At 58.0% G+C, this 17,773-nt stretch carries 14 protein-coding genes; 7 read left to right on the top strand and 7 right to left on the bottom strand.

The window, feature by feature from the left end; all coding sequences use genetic code 11:
* Nucleotides 1-5 precede the first annotated feature (5 nt).
* The 4 genes from M5M_RS12030 (at nucleotide 6) to M5M_RS12015 (ending at nucleotide 5,226) form a co-directional block, all read left to right on the top strand.
* Entirely contained in the window at nucleotides 6-1,442 is a 1,437-nt protein-coding gene (locus M5M_RS12030) for a YcjX family GTP-binding protein (RefSeq protein WP_015047773.1), read from the top strand.
* Entirely contained in the window at nucleotides 1,439-2,416 is a 978-nt protein-coding gene (locus tag M5M_RS12025; protein WP_015047772.1) for a YcjF family protein, read from the top strand. Before M5M_RS12030 ends, M5M_RS12025 begins: the two co-directional genes overlap by 4 nt.
* A gap of 165 nt (nucleotides 2,417-2,581) precedes the next feature.
* The gene (locus M5M_RS12020) at nucleotides 2,582-4,339 is read left to right on the top strand and encodes an aromatic amino acid hydroxylase (RefSeq protein WP_016389385.1); all 1,758 of its coding nucleotides are present in this window, start codon (nucleotides 2,582-2,584) and stop codon (nucleotides 4,337-4,339) included.
* A 23-nt stretch (nucleotides 4,340-4,362) separates the two neighbouring features.
* A complete protein-coding gene (locus M5M_RS12015; RefSeq protein ID WP_015047768.1) occupies nucleotides 4,363-5,226 on the top strand; it encodes a substrate-binding periplasmic protein in 864 nt (287 codons plus the stop codon).
* Between the two features lie 115 nt (nucleotides 5,227-5,341).
* Here the strand turns inward: M5M_RS12015 and M5M_RS12010 are convergent, their stop codons facing one another.
* The 7 genes from M5M_RS12010 to M5M_RS11980 all read right to left on the bottom strand — a co-directional run bounded on the left by M5M_RS12010 (nucleotide 5,342) and on the right by M5M_RS11980 (nucleotide 11,865).
* Nucleotides 5,342-5,524: a hypothetical protein gene (locus tag M5M_RS12010; protein WP_015047767.1), complete on the bottom strand. Its 183-nt coding sequence runs from the start codon at nucleotides 5,522-5,524 to the stop codon at nucleotides 5,342-5,344.
* Between the two features lie 268 nt (nucleotides 5,525-5,792).
* Nucleotides 5,793-6,968, bottom strand: a complete 1,176-nt coding sequence (locus M5M_RS12005) for a DUF3570 domain-containing protein (RefSeq protein WP_015047766.1) — start codon at nucleotides 6,966-6,968, stop codon at nucleotides 5,793-5,795.
* On the bottom strand, nucleotides 6,955-7,173 hold the full coding sequence (locus M5M_RS12000) for a DUF4266 domain-containing protein (RefSeq protein ID WP_015047765.1): 219 nt from the start codon (nucleotides 7,171-7,173) through the stop codon (nucleotides 6,955-6,957). The genes M5M_RS12005 and M5M_RS12000 overlap by 14 nt, the downstream gene beginning before the upstream one ends.
* Nucleotides 7,170-7,658: a peroxiredoxin family protein gene (locus M5M_RS11995; protein WP_015047764.1), complete on the bottom strand. Its 489-nt coding sequence runs from the start codon at nucleotides 7,656-7,658 to the stop codon at nucleotides 7,170-7,172. The genes M5M_RS12000 and M5M_RS11995 overlap by 4 nt, the downstream gene beginning before the upstream one ends.
* A gap of 14 nt (nucleotides 7,659-7,672) precedes the next feature.
* Nucleotides 7,673-8,323: an outer membrane beta-barrel domain-containing protein gene (locus M5M_RS11990; RefSeq protein ID WP_015047763.1), complete on the bottom strand. Its 651-nt coding sequence runs from the start codon at nucleotides 8,321-8,323 to the stop codon at nucleotides 7,673-7,675.
* Nucleotides 8,293-8,946, bottom strand: coding sequence for an SH3 domain-containing protein (locus M5M_RS11985; RefSeq protein ID WP_015047762.1), 654 nt, complete (start codon nucleotides 8,944-8,946; stop codon nucleotides 8,293-8,295). The genes M5M_RS11990 and M5M_RS11985 overlap by 31 nt, the downstream gene beginning before the upstream one ends.
* 198 nt (nucleotides 8,947-9,144) lie before the next feature.
* On the bottom strand, nucleotides 9,145-11,865 hold the full coding sequence (locus tag M5M_RS11980; RefSeq protein WP_015047761.1) for an HzsA-related protein: 2,721 nt from the start codon (nucleotides 11,863-11,865) through the stop codon (nucleotides 9,145-9,147).
* Between the two features lie 398 nt (nucleotides 11,866-12,263).
* Between M5M_RS11980 and M5M_RS11975 the strand changes: the two genes are divergently transcribed.
* The 3 genes from M5M_RS11975 to M5M_RS11965 are packed head-to-tail and all read left to right on the top strand — an operon-like array spanning nucleotide 12,264 to nucleotide 17,606.
* Nucleotides 12,264-13,481: a hypothetical protein gene (locus tag M5M_RS11975; protein WP_015047760.1), complete on the top strand. Its 1,218-nt coding sequence runs from the start codon at nucleotides 12,264-12,266 to the stop codon at nucleotides 13,479-13,481.
* An 11-nt stretch (nucleotides 13,482-13,492) separates the two neighbouring features.
* A complete protein-coding gene (locus M5M_RS11970; RefSeq protein WP_015047759.1) occupies nucleotides 13,493-16,003 on the top strand; it encodes a LamG domain-containing protein in 2,511 nt (836 codons plus the stop codon).
* A 19-nt stretch (nucleotides 16,004-16,022) separates the two neighbouring features.
* Nucleotides 16,023-17,606: a twin-arginine translocation pathway signal protein gene (locus M5M_RS11965; RefSeq protein WP_016389384.1), complete on the top strand. Its 1,584-nt coding sequence runs from the start codon at nucleotides 16,023-16,025 to the stop codon at nucleotides 17,604-17,606.
* The last annotated feature ends 167 nt before the right edge of the window (nucleotides 17,607-17,773 follow it).

The following is a 17,773-nucleotide window of genomic DNA, read 5'->3' as shown; positions in this document are numbered from 1 at the left end:
ACACCTTGCCATCGATTGATTCTCTCAAGCGGCGCCTGCAATCGGGGGCCCGTCGGTCGCGTGACAGCGCCAGCCAGCTTGCCCACAACGCCGAGCGCGGTCTGCGCCGTGCGTTGGGCAATCGCCGCTGTATTGCCATAACCGGTTTCAGTGGCGCCGGTAAATCCACCTTGCTGACATCCCTCATTACCCAGCTTCAGCACCTGCCCCTTCAGCAGGCGCAGGGTTGGTATCCCGACATCGGCCACTGCTGGCTATCTGCAAAGTTGCTCAATACCGATGGCAGCCTGCCCGACTACCCCTATGCGCAGCAACAGCAACGGCTGCAAACCGGCGAATGGCCGGAGCCCACCCGCGCGCTCAGCCGTGCCCTGTTGGAAGTCAGGGTAAAGCCCGGTTCCCGGTGGCGCGATCTGCGCAATAAGGGTTTTGTGAGCACGCAGGTGGAGCTGTGGGACTATCCCGGTGAATGGTTGATGGACTTGCCTCTGGCGGTCATGACCCACCAGCAATGGCTGCAGGATTGCTTCACCCAGTTCAACAACGAACCCCGCAATGCCATGGCGCCTGCGCTGTACAGCGCTTTGCTTGACCTCGACCCCGGCGCTCCGTTTGAGCCATCGGTATTTGAATCTCTGTTTGCCGATTACCGCGCCTTCTTGCTGGCGTGCAAAGCACGCGGATTACATATCATCAATCCCGGGCGCTACGCCCTGGACGAAGGCGACCTGCCAGCGTCGTTACCCCGGTTCATTCCGTTGTTGTCCATGGTCAATGCGGATGGCAGCGAATGGCCGGCGGGTTCCTGGGGTGCGCAAATGGCGATGCGCTATCGCGCCTATGTGCAGGACTGGGTTAAACCCTTCCTGACCGATGTGTTTGAGCAGGTGGATCATCAACTGGTACTGGTTGATCTGCTCGGTGCCCTGGGTGACGGCAAGTTGGCGATGGAGGAATTACGCCGATCGCTCGCCCGGGTACTGCAGTTATTCCATTACGGCCACAACAGTTGGATTGATCGCCTGTTGGCCCCCAAAATCGAACAGCTCACGTTTGTGGCCACCAAACTGGATTGCGTGCTGCCCAGTCAGCGCAAAGCGCTGTCCGAGCTGATGCGGGCATTGGTAGCCGAATCCGTGCAGGCGGCCCGGTTTGAATCGGTCCAGGTGGATCACCTCGAGTTGTCAGCGATTGCCGGCACCCATCTGGGTGAACGCGATGGCGAACGTGCGCTGTGGGTAGAGACCCCTGCCGGGCCGGCCTGGCTTAAGCACCCACATTTACCGAGGGGGTGGCCAACCGACAATGATTGGACCCGGCTGGCCGATTGGGCTCCGCCCCGGCTTGATCCGCCCCCCCTGGCCGATCCCAGCCACAGCACCTGGCCCAGCATCCATATGGATCACCTGTGCCAACTGTTACTGAAGGAATTGATGCCGTGAACCGACCCACCAAAACCCAGACCAGCCCCTGGCTGGAGCCGATCTCAGCGGCAGAACAAAAGCAACTGGCGGTGGCTAGCACTGAGGTCGAGGACATTGAGGATACGCCCGATCCGGGCTGGGCGGGCAACCGGCTGCTGGCCTATAGCGGCATTGCTAAAGCGGCGGCCTGGTTTGTGGGCGGCTTTGTCGGCCTGCAGGCCGCCATGCTGGTGGTGGGTGCCGGCCAGTTACACTGGAGCCTCGGACTGGGGGCGGGCTTGTTGGTTGGCATTCCCGGTGTTTGGTTGATCCACAAGCTCTGGCGCGCCCGGCGCAATATGCGGCGGGTAGAAGCGTTGGAAGGTTTGCGTATAGAGGCAGGCCAACTGCGGGTCGGTGCCGTGGATGGCGTGTTCGGGCCCTGGTCGGAACAGGTGAAAAGGCTGCTGCCCTCGTCGTCGGCCTGGTTCAACCGGCTGGCCCAACGCACCGGTGCATACGCCAACGACAACGAGCGCTTTGATTATTTCGATCAACTGTTGGCCGCGCAATGTGACCAGCAGGCACAGGCCGCGGTTGTGCGCGCGACCCGGCGCACGGCGCTGGGCGTTGCGGCCAGCCCGTTTCTGGCGCTGGACCTCGTTCTGGCGGTGGCCGGCAATTTGTCGTTGATCGGGCAGGTGGCTCGCGCCTACGGCTTGCCGCCCAGTCCGTTTCTGGAAACCCGGTTACTGCTTCAGGTCTATCGCCAGATTGCCACCATGGGCGCTATCGAGCTGGGGTCGGAAGTGGCGGGACAGGCCTTGTCTCACGAAGTGCTCGCGCGCTTGTCGGGCCGGGTCGCACAGGGCTTCTCTGCCGGCCTCTACACCTACCGCATCGGCATCACCGCCATGAGCCTGTGCCGTCCGTTGGCCTTCAGTGAACAGACCAAGCCTCGTCCCGGGCGTTTGTTTGCGGATCTGTTTAAAAAGCTCGAGGTGGAAGGTTAGGTGTTTTTTACCACCATTGATCTATATTCCGGTGAAAGTCACCTTAAATGTCCCACTTGCCGACACGAATAGAGACAAACTGCTGATGGACAGACTCTATACTGAGTCATTCTGGCCGGCATTTCGTCCGGCCTGCGTCCAATGCCCGTTGTCATGAGGAAGTCTATGAGCCAGCAGGAGTTGATAGCCAGCTTGCCCGCGCACCTGCGCCAGTTCGTCAAACTGCAGGATTACAACCAATACACGCCCCGCGATCACGCGGTCTGGCGGTTTTTGCTGTTATCGCTGGCGAGCCACATGGCGCAACACGCCCATCCGGTATACCTGGAGGGGCTGCGTAAAACCGGTATCAGCCTCGACCAGATTCCCTCCATCGACGATATGAATCAGTGCCTGCAACGCATCGGCTGGCAGGCGGTGGTGGTAGACGGTTTTATTCCGCCGGCTATTTTCATGGAATTCCAGGCGCGAAAAATTCTTGTGATCGCGCTGGATATGCGTTCGGTTCACCACATGCTTTACACCCCGGCGCCGGATATCGTGCACGAATCGGCCGGGCACGCGCCGTTTATCGTGGACGTGGACTACGCAGAGTTTTTGCAGCGCTTTGGCGAAATCGGCATGAAAGCCCTGTCTACCGCCAGCGACTACGCGGTGTACGAAGCTATCCGTCACCTATCTATCGTGAAAGAGTCGCCCCGCTCAACCGAACAGGATATCGCACAGGCGGAATCCCATTTGCAACAGGCGCTGGCGACCAACAGTCAGGAAAAACCGAGCGAAGCCAGTTTGTTGTCGCGCCTGCATTGGTGGACAGTGGAGTATGGCCTGGTGGGCGAAGTGGATAATTACAAGATATTCGGTGCCGGCCTGCTCTCATCGTTGGGCGAGGGCGTCAACTGCACCGATGACACCAGGGTGCGCAAACTGCCCCTGACGGTAGATGCGATTAACACGCCCTACGACATCACTCGCGAACAACCCCAGTTATTCGTCACCAAAAGCTGCAAACACCTGACCCAGGTACTGGAGACCTTTGCCCACGGCATGGCCTATCGCAAGGGCGGTGCCGGTTCGTTGCGCAAAGCCATCGAATGCCAGACAGTGAATACCGCGGTCTACAACAGTGGCCTGCAGATCAGCGGCAAATTTGTCCGCGTGCTCACCGATGCCATGGACAATGTGATTTATCTCGGCACCGAAGGTCCCACGCAATTGGCCTGGGGCAATCGCGAGCTGCATGGCCACAGTACCGACTATCACGCCGAGGGTTTTGGCTCGCCGGTGGGCAAGATCAAAGACATGCCCCGCTGCCTGTCCGAGTACACCATCGACGAGATGAAAGCGGTGGGCATAGCCGTGGGCCAACCGGTGGTGTTGGATTTTGTGTCGGGCGTGCGAGTCACCGGGCAGCTGGATCACATCGAACGGCGCGATCATAAAAACATTCTGTTTTCTTTCAGCCAGTGCCGGGTCACCGGTCCGGTCAAACCCGATGGTGCCGAGGGCGATGTATTGTTTGATCCCGCCTGGGGCAATTACGACATGGCTGTGGGCGACCGCATTGTCAGCGTGTTCGGCGGCACTGCCGATAAGGATCGCTATCGCCTTTATCAGCACGCGCCTGCGGAGCAGACCCAACGGGTGCACCACAGCACCGAAGAAGCGCTGTTATTTGCGCTCTATCAGGAGTTACGTGACTTGCGAAACGCAGGCCAAGCAAACGAGGCCGCGCTGGCGGCGGTGCTCGACAAGCTCTCTGACTACCCGGAAGAGTGGTTGCTACGCTTTGAAATACTCGAGTTATTGCCACCCGACAGTGCAATGGCTGGCGAATTGCGCAATGGGCTTGTATCTTTACAGACACTGTCGCCCGAACATGAACGTCTGATCCAGACCGGGATCGAGCGTCTGGGCCGTTAGTTACTGCAAAAGCCAGGAGTCGGATGGGCACTGTCCGCATTGTGTGTTTCGTTTTTTGGTTGGTGTTGCCGGCGACGGTAGCACTGGCCGGGACCGATAGCTGCCGGCAACTGGTGTACCCCAAATCCAGTGATCATTGGCGGGCGGCCTATCCGGTCGAGTTACTCCGCTCGGCGCTGGCCAACAGCCCCCGCTGTTATCAGATCCGTGCCAGCGAACACGAGGCGCCCAAGGCACGTAATTTCCTGCGTTTGCGCAACCGCCTGGGACTGGACGTGGTCTGGAGCATGACCACGCGCGAGCGGGAACAAAGCCATCGCCCGATCCGGATTCCGCTGAATAAAGGATTGATGGGCAACCGGGTCGCGCTGGTGCGTGCGGATCAAACCGACTTGCTGGCGGGGGTAAAAAACCTGGAGCAACTGCGTCAGTTCAGTGCCGGCCAGATGTACGTGTGGAGCGATACCGAGGTGTTGGTGGCTAACCAGCTCACCGTGGTGCCGGGGAGTGGCTACGCCGCCTTGTTCCGCATGCTGGTGGCGGGCCGGTTTGACTATTTTCCGCGCTCAGTGACGGAAGTGCTGCAGGAGCTGGAGCATCAACCGCAACTCGCGTTGGATCCCCACCTTATTATCCGCTACCCCGCTGCCATGTATTTTTTTGTTCATCCGGACGACGTTGAATTGGCCGGGGACATTGAAGCAGGATTGCGACGCATGATCGCCGAGGGTGATTTTGATGACTTATTCCAGCACTACTTTGGTGACCTGATCAGCCAGCTGAAATTGCCAGAGCGGCGCGTTATCGCGCTGAAAAATCCGTTATTGCCCGAAGCGACCCCCCTGTGCGAAAAGGATCTCTGGTGGGTGGATATGTGCCCCAAGTAAATTGTCGGAGCGGCTTCCCTGCCGCGAAAGGTACGGCACCATCGAATCGAAATTGTGCTAACCCTTTCGCGGCCGGGAAGCGGATGGCCGCCCCGCCGCGAATATACTGAAGCGATTAATTGGCCTCCGCCGCCGGTGCTTCGGCCTTTTTCTTACGCCAGCGATTCCACGCCAGACGCAACAACAAACTTACCAGCAAGGCGGCAACCCACACCACCGCCAACGGCCAGGCAGCGCGGGCGATGGGTTGGTCGGTAAAAATTCCGTCTAGCACAAACACAAAAAACGCCGGCGCCATTTGTGGGTGATCCGGTGACAGTGCTACTTTGGTGACCTGATCAGCCAGCTGAAATTGCCAGAGCGGCGCGTTATCGCGCTGAAAAATCCGTTATTGCCCGAAGCGACCCCCCTGTGCGAAAAGGATCTCTGGTGGGTGGATATGTGCCCCAAGTAAATTGTCGGAGCGGCTTCCCTGCCGCGAAAGGTACGGCACCATCGAATCGAAATTGTGCTAACCCTTTCGCGGCCGGGAAGCGGATGGCCGCCCCGCCGCTCCTACCAATACATCAATACCAGAACGAAACAAACGCGCGGATCACATGCGCATCCAGGGCGTAGGCTTCTTCCTGTCCGGGCGTCACCGGTGCATCATTGAAGCGGCTGTCGGACTGGCGTGCATCGAGAAAATTGTCGTAACTGATTTGCATGAAGTCGTAGTAGAGATTGGCGGTGGTGCGATCAAACCAGGATAGCCAGCCAGCGCGCACTTCATACGTCACGCCCAGACCAAAATTATTGTTGGTGTAAACGGCGAGTTCTTTATCGCGCGCGCGGAAATTAGTTTGTTCTTTGAAATCAAACAAATCCCGGTAAAAGTCTGCACCTTTGGTCTGGTTGTACTGCCGGAACTTGGCTTCCACCAGCCACTGATCATTGATGGGGTGAACGTACTTGAGTTCCCAGTTGTAGGCCTCAATACCCCAGCTGTCCTGATAGCCGCGCGCCTCGAACTTTAACGCGGCGCGGTAGGGCAGAAAATATTTGGCGCGGATGGCCAATGCATCACTGTTGCGCGTGCGCGGGTAGAGTTCGGCCTCGTAGGCTGCCGAACCGCAGGTGTCCGCGTCGCCGTCCAGGCAATAGCGCACGCTGCGGTAGGGGTTGTTCAGGAAGCCTTCGTCAATGACCGATTCCAGCGTGGCACCCATGATCAGGTTGCGGGTAATCACTTGCGACAAATTGACCGAATAGCGCACGCGGCTGGCTTCGTCTTCAAATTCCTCATCGCCGTTGCGGCGTACGATGTCATCGCCGAAAGACACGCCCATCGACAAGGTGGTGAGGTCGCCAAAAAAATCCTGACTGACGCCGAAACCGTAGGTGGTTGCATCGTAGTCATTTTCTGTGGAACGGGTAATGCCACCGCTGATGGTGGTTTTGCCGGTCAGGTAATCGGCGCCCACGGAATACTGGGTGCGCTCTTCTTCGTAACTGCTGGCGGTGGTCACCACATCGATGGACGCGCTCGATACCATGTCCACGTAATAATTGCCGTAAACACTGACCGTATCGGCAAATTGTTTGCGCACCAGAATACTGGGGCCCTTGATTTCGGCACCGCCACCATCGTAGCCGTGGTAAAGCACATCGATGCGATCCTCGGGCAATACCGCTGCCTGCACAGAGACTGCAACTGCGGCGACGGCCAGCAGACCTGTGCGCAAATATTTAATTACAGCCACAGCCACCTCCTGATCCCCCTTCAGCACCCCGCGCCGCTTCACGCGCTTCATACACGTGATTCAGGTACTGGGTCGAGACGGGATCGCGGTCCATTGCCATGATCGGATCGGCCAGATTCTGACGTTCGTAGGGTTTGACCCAGGGCTCCACACTGGAGCAGGCCACGCAAAAAGGTGCCAGTAAGGCAACGATGGCCAGTTTCATTCGCGGATCAGCTCTTTGATTTGTTTTTTGTAGTCTTTTTCATAACCGGGTTTGTAGCCGCGGTGCAGATAGCGCATGTTGCCGTCGCGATCGATCATGACGGTGCTGGGCATGGCGTCCACGTTGTACATCTGCGAGACCTTGGAGGTGGGGTCCCAAAGGATAGGAAAATTAACCGGTGTGTCTTTCAGGTATTTTTCACCGAGCGAAGAATCCTGTTCCACATTGACACCCAGCAGCGTGAAACCGGCTTTGCCGTAGCGCTTGTACAGGTCGTCGAGAATCGGCATTTCCTGGCGGCAGGGACCGCACCAGGAGGCCCAGAAATTCAGCATCACCACCTGACCGCGCAGATCGGACAGGCGGATATTTTTGCCGTCGCGGCTTTTCAGGGTGAAATCCGGTGCGGGGCCGGAGAGTTCGCCGGAGGCCAGTGCCAGACCGGAAAATAACAGGGTGCCCAGAATCAGCATTTTTTTCAGCATAATGCGTACCTCAATCAGAAGAAAATGGCCAAGCCCACATTGGCTTGCATATTGTTGACCCACTTTTTGTTGTAGCCCAGCAGCTCGCGCTCGAACACGTGGTTGCGGGCATCAATGTGCAGGTTGATCCAGTCGGTAAAATAAATTTTGAAGCCGGCGCCAAAACTGTAGGTGAAGTGCTGATTTTCCGCGAAGGTGGTGTTGCCCGCGCCACCGACAATATAAAACGTGGAGTTGAAGGCCCAGTCGTCGCTGATAAATACTTCACCGGGAAACAGGTTGTAGCCCAGGTTCAGATTGTAATAGGTGTATTGCCGTTGCTCGTCAGTGAGTGAGGGCAGGCCGCCGCCAATCTCTGCCGAACTCAAGCCCGCGGTGTGCTGGCCGTAATTGCCTTCGAGAAAAAAGTCCTCGGAAATATGGTAAGCAGCGCGCAGGCCCGGGCCCCAGCTGCCGGCGAAATCTTCGATACTCATGTAGCCATAAAACACGCCGATTTCGAAGTCCTCTGTATCCAGCTGATCTTCTTCGATGTGCCGACGTTCCATATCGGGCGTGACAATTTTATCGAGTACGCTCTCGGTGTTACTTTGGTCCTGTGCCGCCGCGGCCATTGGCAGGCCGATGAGCGCACTTAAAAGAACACGTTGAATCCAACTTTCCATTCGCTGACCTCTTCGTTCTCATCCCGGCTGGTGAGAATTCTATGGTTGTTGTATTCGAGCCGGCCCATGAAGCTGCGGCTCAGATAAATATTCACGCCCGTGGCGATCAACAAGCTGGCATCGGTGCTGTCCAGCGGCTGGTCCAGTGCCGAGCGCTTGGTGGAGTGGATGGCGCCCGCGCCCAACTCGAAAAAGGGGGCAATGCGCCAATGTGGCCAGGGCTGGTGTTGCAAGCGCAGGTAACCGATTTTGGAATCGGCAATGCGGCTGGTGGCCTGTGACAGGCTGAAGCCCATTTGCAGATTCGGGGTAAAGCGGTGACCGGCGTAAAAGCTCAGCGAATCGACGCCCCCGAACTGGCCCATGGCCAGGCCCAATTCCCAGCTGTGGTCTTCATAAAGGTCACGGCCGCTGGGTTTGAGTGTCACCGGTAATTGGTCGGGACCCAAGGTCAGCGCCAGCTGATGCCGGTAAACCCAGCCGCTCTGGCCGCGCTTGGTTTTGACTTTGACCCAGTCGGTGCGCTTCTTCAGTAAGGTAATGGCTTCGCCTTTTTCCACTACGTGGAATACCGGAAAGCCGCGGCCGGGGCCGGTGCGCATTTCAATATAGGCGTCGTCCACGGTGACTATCAGCGGGGGTTGTTCGGCAAAAAAGCCAAACCAGCCGTCGTTGTCAGGTCGCTTCCGACTGAGAAAAACCGGGAAGGCTGAAGAGTCCGGCTATCAATACGCAGCTGAGTTGCTTAAACCACATGCAAAGGAGGCCTGAATTATTGTTAGTCGGGTGGCAACGAGCCACCCGCGATTAGAGTAAAGGGCCTAGTTTACAGGCACTGCAAAGGGATTGTTATAGTACTGAGCGCCCAGATCCAGCCATTCGCGCAACAGTTTCAGCTCACCGGGCTTAAGCATGCCGCGGTGATCCACGGTGTCGTTGGTGCCCGGTGCCTGGGTGAACTTGTTCATGAACCGGTTGCTGTTGGCGGCGCCGTTACTGCTCATGGACGCCGGAATGTTACGGGTTTCGGTTTCCTGAATGGGCATGCCGTTTTCGTCCAGAATCAGGATGGGATTGCCGTTTTCGTCCAGAATCGGATCGCCATTGGCATCCCGCTCAACCAGGTACACCGGGTTGCCGTTGGCATCAAACACCGGGAACAGTTTATCCACCAGCTGGTTATTTTCGTTGATTTCCTGAATCACATCGTTGAACAGCAGCTCGCGGTAGCTGACGAAGTGCGCCTGTTGCTGGGGGTCCGGATCGGCGGTCAACTCCAGTTGGCCGCGGTCGTCGGGATCAATCAGCACACCCATGTCATCGGTGGCGCGGTGGCAGCCACTGCACTGGTTGTCGATCATCGGGTCCACGGCGTCGGGTCGTGCCAGATCCCATATCGGTTGAATGTGGTCCACATAGTGAATGGTCACACGGCACAAGCCGTTCCAGGGTGAGCCCTTCAGGCCACAATTGGCGTTATCCGGGCTGGCAGGGACCTCGCTGTAGGCATAGCTGAAGTCGGCCTCGGGCGCTGTGACCATGGGATCGGTCCACTCATCGGTGTACTCGATATTCACGCTGGGGGTGCGCACGTCGCCGCCATTAACCCGCGTGTAGGCCTCTGCCATGGTTTCGCCCATGAGCGCCGGCAGCAAAGGATTGGTGTTGGGGAACACGCCATCGGTGGGTGCGCCGGCATTGGCAGACGGCGCTTCGGCATCTATACGGCCGTGGGGCAGCTCGCTCTGGCGGGTGTGGCAGCCATTGCAGGTGCGTTTTTCGCCGGGGCGTACCTGCAGCCAGTTGTTGTGGCGCAAGCCAGCATTCAGTCGCTGGCCGTTGACATCGACGATGTCGAAGGTGAAAGCCACATCGGCCGGCACTTTGGTCATGACCGAGCCGTCCGGCTCGATGGGCACATAACCCAGGATTTCGCGCATGCCATTGGCGGCCGAGCGACCGAAGGCGGTATTGGGAAAGTCGAGCACCTCGTCGGAGGGAATGGACACGGCTTTGACCAACCGCAAGAAGCGGGCAGGGCGGGCGGCGAACTCGGGACTGGCGGGATTGCGCACGGATTCAATTGCCAGGCTGGCGGTGCCGTCAAAATCGTAGACGCTCTTGATGTAGAGGCTGCCCAGACCTTCCTCGGCCAGGGCGGCATCGTAGTCAATGTCGGCCACCGGCGGTGGTATCAGGTTGTCGGGAGTGCGCGGAATCAGCAACAGGGGTTCCACCAGCATGCGACCCTCGGTGGGCAGCAGAATCGGCTGTTGGGTTTGCTCATCGGCATTGAAAATGTAAACCCCGAACAGGGGGTCGGCCAGCTGGACATCGGCGGCTGCCAGATTGTCTTCGGTGCAGCTCACCGGCAGGCCGGTGTCCGGATTGAGCACGCGGCAACGGCTCCAGCTCACCAGATAGCGGTTGGTGGCATCAAACAATGGCTGGGCCGAGTAGTAGCTGCCGGCCAGTGCGGGCGAATCATCGGTGGTCAGGGGCAGTGGAAACACGGACACCTGCCCCTCTGTACCGGTGCCGCCATTGACCGGCTGGGTGGCAGACACAAAGTTGGTCACATCCACCGCCACCAGGTCGCCGCCAAAGCGTTGGCTGATGCGGGCGCGATTGATGCCGAAGACGCGGCCATCGGGCATGGCCTGGGGCCGCACCAGCACCGCGTCACTGCCACCGGTACCGGTATCCTGGCTGTGATAGCCGTATTGCAGTGCCTGGTGCATGCCGTAGGGATCGATGGTGTAGAAGCTCAGCTGATTGTTGCCGCCGACGCGGTCCCAGCGGGTGTAAATAATGCGCCCATCGGGCATTACCAGTGGCGACATCTCGTGCGACTGGTTGTAGGTCAGCTGTTGGATGTTGGTGCCGTCATTGTCCATCACGTGCAGCACGAAGGCTTCTTCGTTGCGGCTGTCGTCCAGGGCCGAATACTGGGGTTTGCTGTCGTCCAGCAGAATCGCGCGCGAACGGGTCTGACGGTTGGAAGAAAACACAATTTTGCGCTCGACACCGGGCAAATAGCGGGGTGCCACGTCGTGGCCCACTTCGGCCTGAATGTCGTCGGCAATGACCCGGCGCAGGGTAGCGGAAGGGATGTCGTATTCCCAGATGTTCCAGCGCGGCTGGTCTTCTTCGTCCGCGCCTTCAATGTTGGGCGCGCGCATGGCAAATAGTAAGCGCTCACCGTCGTAAGAGGCGGTGAGATCCTTCACGTCGTACAACTCGCCCTCTGGCCAGGCCTGAGAGGTGATATCCACCTGTGCCGCTGAGCTGGAGGCGCGGTCTTTCAGGTACAACACCGCGCCGGCCATGAAGGTTTGTGGCATGAGCACATCGTCTTCAATGGGGTTGTCGTCTTCATCCACCGGCAATGGGCGGTCGATGTAGGCCATGGGCACATCCAGGACAACCGGGTCTGGCTCCAGGTCGTCTATGGGGCCGGTTTCGACACTGGATGTGCAGGCGTTGAGCAAAGCCACCAGGCCCATAGCGAGGGGCAAACGGTGAAATTTGGCGATGTGCATAGAATGAACAACTCTTTTTCAGGGCCACGGAATCTTGCGTGGCGGCTACAAGGGTGCCAGCGCCGAGAGGGGCTGGCAAACTTCCCTGTGCCGGTGAATCTCTGCAGGCACCTGATTGGTACCTTCGTACTACGCTCGCTGTGAACAGCAGCACACTTTTGAGCGATTTGCGGGTTTGTTCGCGGATTGATCAGCTCGGATGTTGATACAGTGTTCCAGTTGCAGTGAATTTAGAAAGTCTCGCCAAGCAATTATTTGAACCTCATCACATCTTGGAAGTGGTCACTGACAGGCGGTAATAAGCGGCTCATGAGCCGTCAAGGAATCCGCCAGTCGGCGCTTTACACTAACGGACCGGGCGCTCCAGCCAGCAACGCGAGCCAGGAACAAGAGCCACTATGAAAACATTTACTCCCCGTGCCCTGCAGATTGCAGGTGCTCTGATTTTGGCTGCGGGTGCCACTGCCGTTCAGGCCGGTGCGCGCGAAGAAGCCAAAATGATCCACGACCGCATTGCCGGCGTCCCGCCCAGCGAGGCGGTGCTGCTGGACATGGCGGCCGACATCGATGCCGGCAACGTGGTTGCAGCCGCCAATACCGCGATGGAAAACGAAGGTTTCTATGCGGTCACCCTGAAAAACTTATTCATGCCGGCCACCAACCGCGACGGCGACGTGTTCAGGGATTTCAACGATTATGTGGCCACCGTGATTGGCATCGTGCGCGACGGTAAGGATTTCCGCACCGCGCTGTATGACAACATCATCTATGTGGGCGACCCGAGCCTGGGGCTGCCCGCCTACGCCAACAACAACAACAACCATTACGCCCAGCTTTATGCCAGTGGCGCGAGCCTGAAAGACAATCTGGTGGAGCGCACCCAAACCCAGGTAACGGGACTTGAGGCAGAGGCCACCGCCGGTCTGATGACCACCCGCGCAGCGGCCAAAGCGTTTTTCATCGCGGGCACCAACCGCGCCATGTTCCGGTTTACCCTGATGAATCACCTGTGCATGGACCTGGAGCAGGTGCACGATATCACCCGCACCCCCGATCGCATCCGCCAGGATGTGAGCCGCAGTCCGGGCGGTGACAGCCGGGTGTTCAACAACAATTGCATCGGTTGCCATAGCGGCATGGACCCCTTGGCGCAGGCCTTCGCCTACTACAATTACCAGTACGATGCAGACAATGACCTGACCGGCGAAAACGGCCAGTTGGTCTACAACAGTGCCGGCGAAACAGACCCGGAAACCGGCACCCGGGTGCAGGCCAAGTACCACATCAACAGCACCACCTTCCCGAACGGTTTTGTGACCCCCGACGACAAGTGGGACAACTACTGGCGCGCTGGCCAGAATCAGCTGCTGGGGTGGGACCAGACCCTGCCCGGTAGCGGCAACGGCGCCAAAACCATGGGCATGGAGCTGGCGCATTCCGATGCGTTTGCGCAATGCCAGGTCAAGCGTGTGTTCAAAACCGTGTGCCTGCGCGAGCCGGGCAATGCCGCCGACCGCACGGCCGTCAGCGACATGGTTACCAGTTTCAAAAGTGGCGGTTACCAACTCAAGCAGGTCTTTGCTGAGTCGGCCGACTACTGCCTGAGCAGCAATTGAGGGGCGCACCAATGACAACAACTATCACTTTACTCGGTCGCGTCCTGCTCCCCGTCTCCCTGGCTGCCATTGTGGCCTGCGGCGGAGGTTCCGGCGCGCAAACGATTGAAAACAACAATCCCAATCAGGGCAACAACGGCGGTGGCGGATTTACCTATACCGGCCCGGCGCCGGCCACGGACGATGTGCAGAGTTTCAAAATCAATGTGTGGGATAACCTGGTGGCCGATGACCGCTGTGGTGCCTGTCACATTGACGGCGGTCAGTCACCTCAATTCGTCCGCCGCGACGATGTGAACGAGGCTTACGCCATCGCCAATACCCTGGTGGATCTGTCCAACCCGGCTGCGTCGCGACTGGTCACCAAAGTCGGTGGCGGCCACAACTGCTGGGAAACCGAAGCCAGCGCCTGTGCCGACACCATGACCACCTGGATTACCCGCTGGGCGCAAGCCTCCGGCAGTATTTCCAACACGGTGGTGTTGACCGCGCCAGAGCTGAAAGACGTGGGCGCGTCGAAAAGTTTCCCTGCCACGCCGGATGGCTTCCAGCCGGTGTACGATCTTTTACAACCCTACTGTGGCCAGTGCCATTCCAGCACCAGCGCCAACCAGCAGCAGCCCTATCTGGGCGAAGGCGATATACAGGTAGCCTATGATGCGGCGCGTTCGCGCATCAGCCTGGACACGCCGGAAAATTCCCGCCTGGTGGTCCGGCTGCGCAACGAGTTCCACAATTGCTGGGGCAATAACTGTCCGTCGGCCTCCAACGAAATGGAAGCGGCCATCCGCGCATTTGCCGATAGCATCGAGCCGGTGGAAGTGGACCCTGCGCTGGTGATTTCCAAGGCGGTAAACCTGGCGGACGACGGCATTGTGGCGTCTTCCGGCGGCCGAGTGGAAAACAACGTGATCGCCCTGTACCAGTTCAAGACCGGTTCCGGCTCCACGGCGTTCGATACCTCCGGCGTGTCACCTGCCCTGCATTTAACCCTGAGCGGGCCACACGAGTGGCTGGGTGCCTGGGGCGTGAAATTCAATGGTGGTAAAGCCCAGGGTTCAACCCAGGCCAGCCGCAAATTGTATGATTTGCTGACCGCCACCAATGAATTTTCCATCGAAGCCTGGGTTGTGCCCGAGAACACCACCCAGGATGGCCCGGCGCGCATCATCACCTATTCCGGTGGCGACACGGCGCGCAACTTCACCGTTGGCCAGACCTTGTACAACTACGACTTTGCCCTGCGGTCGTCCACCGGCAACGACGCCAATGGTATGCCGTTGCTGTCTACCCCCAACGCCGATGAAGTGCTGCAGGCCACATTGCAGCACGTGGTAATGACCTACAGTCCGGTCAATGGTCGCCGCATTTACGTGAACGGTGAGTTGTCTTCGGATGCAGATGAACTCGAGCCCGGCTTGTTGGCCAACTGGGATCCGAGTTTTGCCCTGGCGCTCGGTGCAGAAGTGTCAAATGGTGATGCCTGGTTGGGCGCCGTGCGTTTGCTGGCGATCCATAACCGCACGCTCAGCGACACCGATATCGTGACCAATTATGACGCCGGCGTAGGGGAGAAATTCTTCCTGCTGTTCAGCGTCAGCCACCTGGTGGACATGCCCGATGCGTTTGTGGTGTTTGAAGTTCAGCAGTTTGATAACTACGGCTACCTGTTTAACAAGCCGTTCTTCATCAGCCTGGACAACACCGCCGCGCCATCAGCGCCCTTTACCCTGTCGGGTATGCGCATAGGGGTAAACGGCCGCGAAGCCAGTGTAGGTCAGGCTTATGCCAACCTGAATGTTGAAATCAGCAGCGGCAATTATGTTGAGGGTGGAGTGGTATTGAGCGAGTTGGGTACCATTATCCCGCTGGACAAGGGCCCGACCTCGGATCAGTTCTTCCTGACCTTCGACCAGGCCGGCAGCAATACCTTTGCACGCACCGAGCCGGTACCCACGCCACCTGCGACGCCGGCCGACATTGAGGGACAGACCGCAATCGGTTTGCGTCACTACGAAGAAATCAACAATACACTGGCGGCATTGACCGGGGTGTCCAAAACCGATCCGGCCGTGAACGCGGTATTTGAGTTGGTCAAACAGCAAATGCCCACGGAAGAAAACCCGCGTGGTTTCCTGGCGGCGCACCAGATGGGCATTACCCAGCTGGCGGTGCAGTACTGCAACGAACTGGTGGACAGCACCAGCATGCGTGCCAGCTATTTCCCCGGTTTTAACTTCAGTGCCAACGTCAACAGCGCGTTCGATGCAACTGGCCGGTCACAGATTATTGATCCGCTGGTGGCGGCAATGTTGGGCCACAGTTTCGCAACCGTGCCCAATACCGGCAATGCGGTTATGGATGACCAGCCCATTGACGGCGAAATTCAAACCGAGCTGAACAGTCTGATCGATGCGATGACAGCGACCAGCTGTAGCAGTGACTGTGTGACCAAAACCGCCAACACCGTTAAAGCTGTGTGTGCTGCCGCAACCGGTAGCGCCGTGATGCTGCTGCAATAATCGGGGCGAGGAAACTATTATGAGCAAGAAATTCAAAACCCATTTCCAGCCTGACGATGCTCTGGTCACACCCAATATGCACCGCCCGGTATCCCGTCGCGACATGATCGCCCAGGGCTTTCAGTTGGGCGCCGGTGCGGTGGTTGGATCCACCGCGCTCGGATTGTTGAGTGCGCGTGCTCACGGCGAACTCTCAATGGACGTGTTGCAAAAAGTCTTCGACTGCAATATTCCACTAAATGGTGCTGGCAAAATTCCTTTTGTTTGTTTCGATTTGGCGGGCGGTGCCAACTTTGCCGGTTCTAATGTGTTGATTGGGGGGCGTGGAGGTCAATTAGACTTTCTGTCCACAGCGGGCTACAACAAGCAGGGTTTGCCGGGCGATATGGTGCCTTCTTCCAGTACCGAGAACTTTATCGACGAATCGCTGGGGCTGCGGTTCCATTCGGACTCTGCGATGCTGCGCGGTATACTCGAAAAAGCAATTTTAGCTGCGCCTAATACCAACGGCTGTGTGATTCCGGCTCGTTCGGAAAATGACACCGGCAATAATCCGCACAACCCCATGTACGGTATCAATAAGGCGGGAGCATTTGGAAATCTTGTTGCCTTAGTAGGCTCGCGCTCCAGTGAGTCGGGAGGCAACTCTATGGCTCCTGCTGCAATGATTGACCCGGCAGTTAGGCCGACAAAAGTAGATAGGCCTTCAGACGTGACCGGCTTGGTGGATGTAGGCGGTTTAACAAGTCTTCTCTCCAAGGATGACATCGTTAAGGTCATGGAGTCCATGTACCGGGTCAGCGACAAAAAAATAGCCCGTATTGACACCGGACTTTCAGGTGAGGAGCACACGGCAGTGCAGGAAACATTGCGCTGCCAGTACGTTAAATCGGCGCATTTGGCTAATGCCTTTGGTGAGCCCTCTGCATTGAATCCGGAATTAGACCCAGATTTGGTCGGCCCTGCTGGCGTGTTCAGTGCAGAAGAGTTTGCCAGCGATGGTGAATTCCGAAAGACAGCATCGGTTGCTAAGATGGTTCTGAACGGCTTTGCTGGTGCTGGCACCATTACTATGGGTGGCTACGATTACCACACCGGTGATCGCGCTACCGGTGAGCGCCGGGATTTACGCGCAGGTCGTTGTATTGGTGCGGTATTGGAATATGCGCAAAAACTAAGCATGCCGGTGATGATCTACGTCTGCTCAGACGGCTCTGTATTCAGTAACGGAATGCTGGATAACTCGCCCGACGGCGCCGGCAAAGGCGTCTGGACCGGCGACAACCAGCAAACCGCCTCGGCGTTCTTCCTGGTTTATAACCCCAATGGCCGGGCCCAACTGCTGGGCGCCACACCGGATCTGCAGGAAACCCACCGCCAGCTGGGCTGGATGCGCCCGAGCGGCGATGTGGAGACCGGGGGTTCTGTGGCCGCCAACAACGTCAACCTGTTGGTGGAAACGGTGGTGCTTAACTACATGGCTTTGCACAACGAGCAGAACCTTTTCTCCACCCGGTTCCCGCAAAATGGCATGGGCAATGACCTGGACAGCATGACCGCGTTCCAGCCCATTTGTAACGGCGTGATCACCAGCCCGACCTGATGGAACTGGCACGCTGATACCGCGAAGAGGGGCCTGTTGGCCCCTTTTTCGTTTTATTGCGGGGAATTCATACTTTTGTAGTTATTCGCCGGCACAATCCGCCGCCTTGCTGAAACCTTAATGTCAAATCTCGGTCAAACACCTGCTATGATGTGGCCCCGGCAAGA

This window comes from Simiduia agarivorans SA1 = DSM 21679, assembly GCF_000305785.2.
In the GTDB taxonomy this organism is placed as follows: domain Bacteria; phylum Pseudomonadota; class Gammaproteobacteria; order Pseudomonadales; family Cellvibrionaceae; genus Simiduia; species Simiduia agarivorans.
Note: the sequence above shows the minus strand (reverse complement) of the source record. Positions and strands in the feature narration are given on the sequence as shown.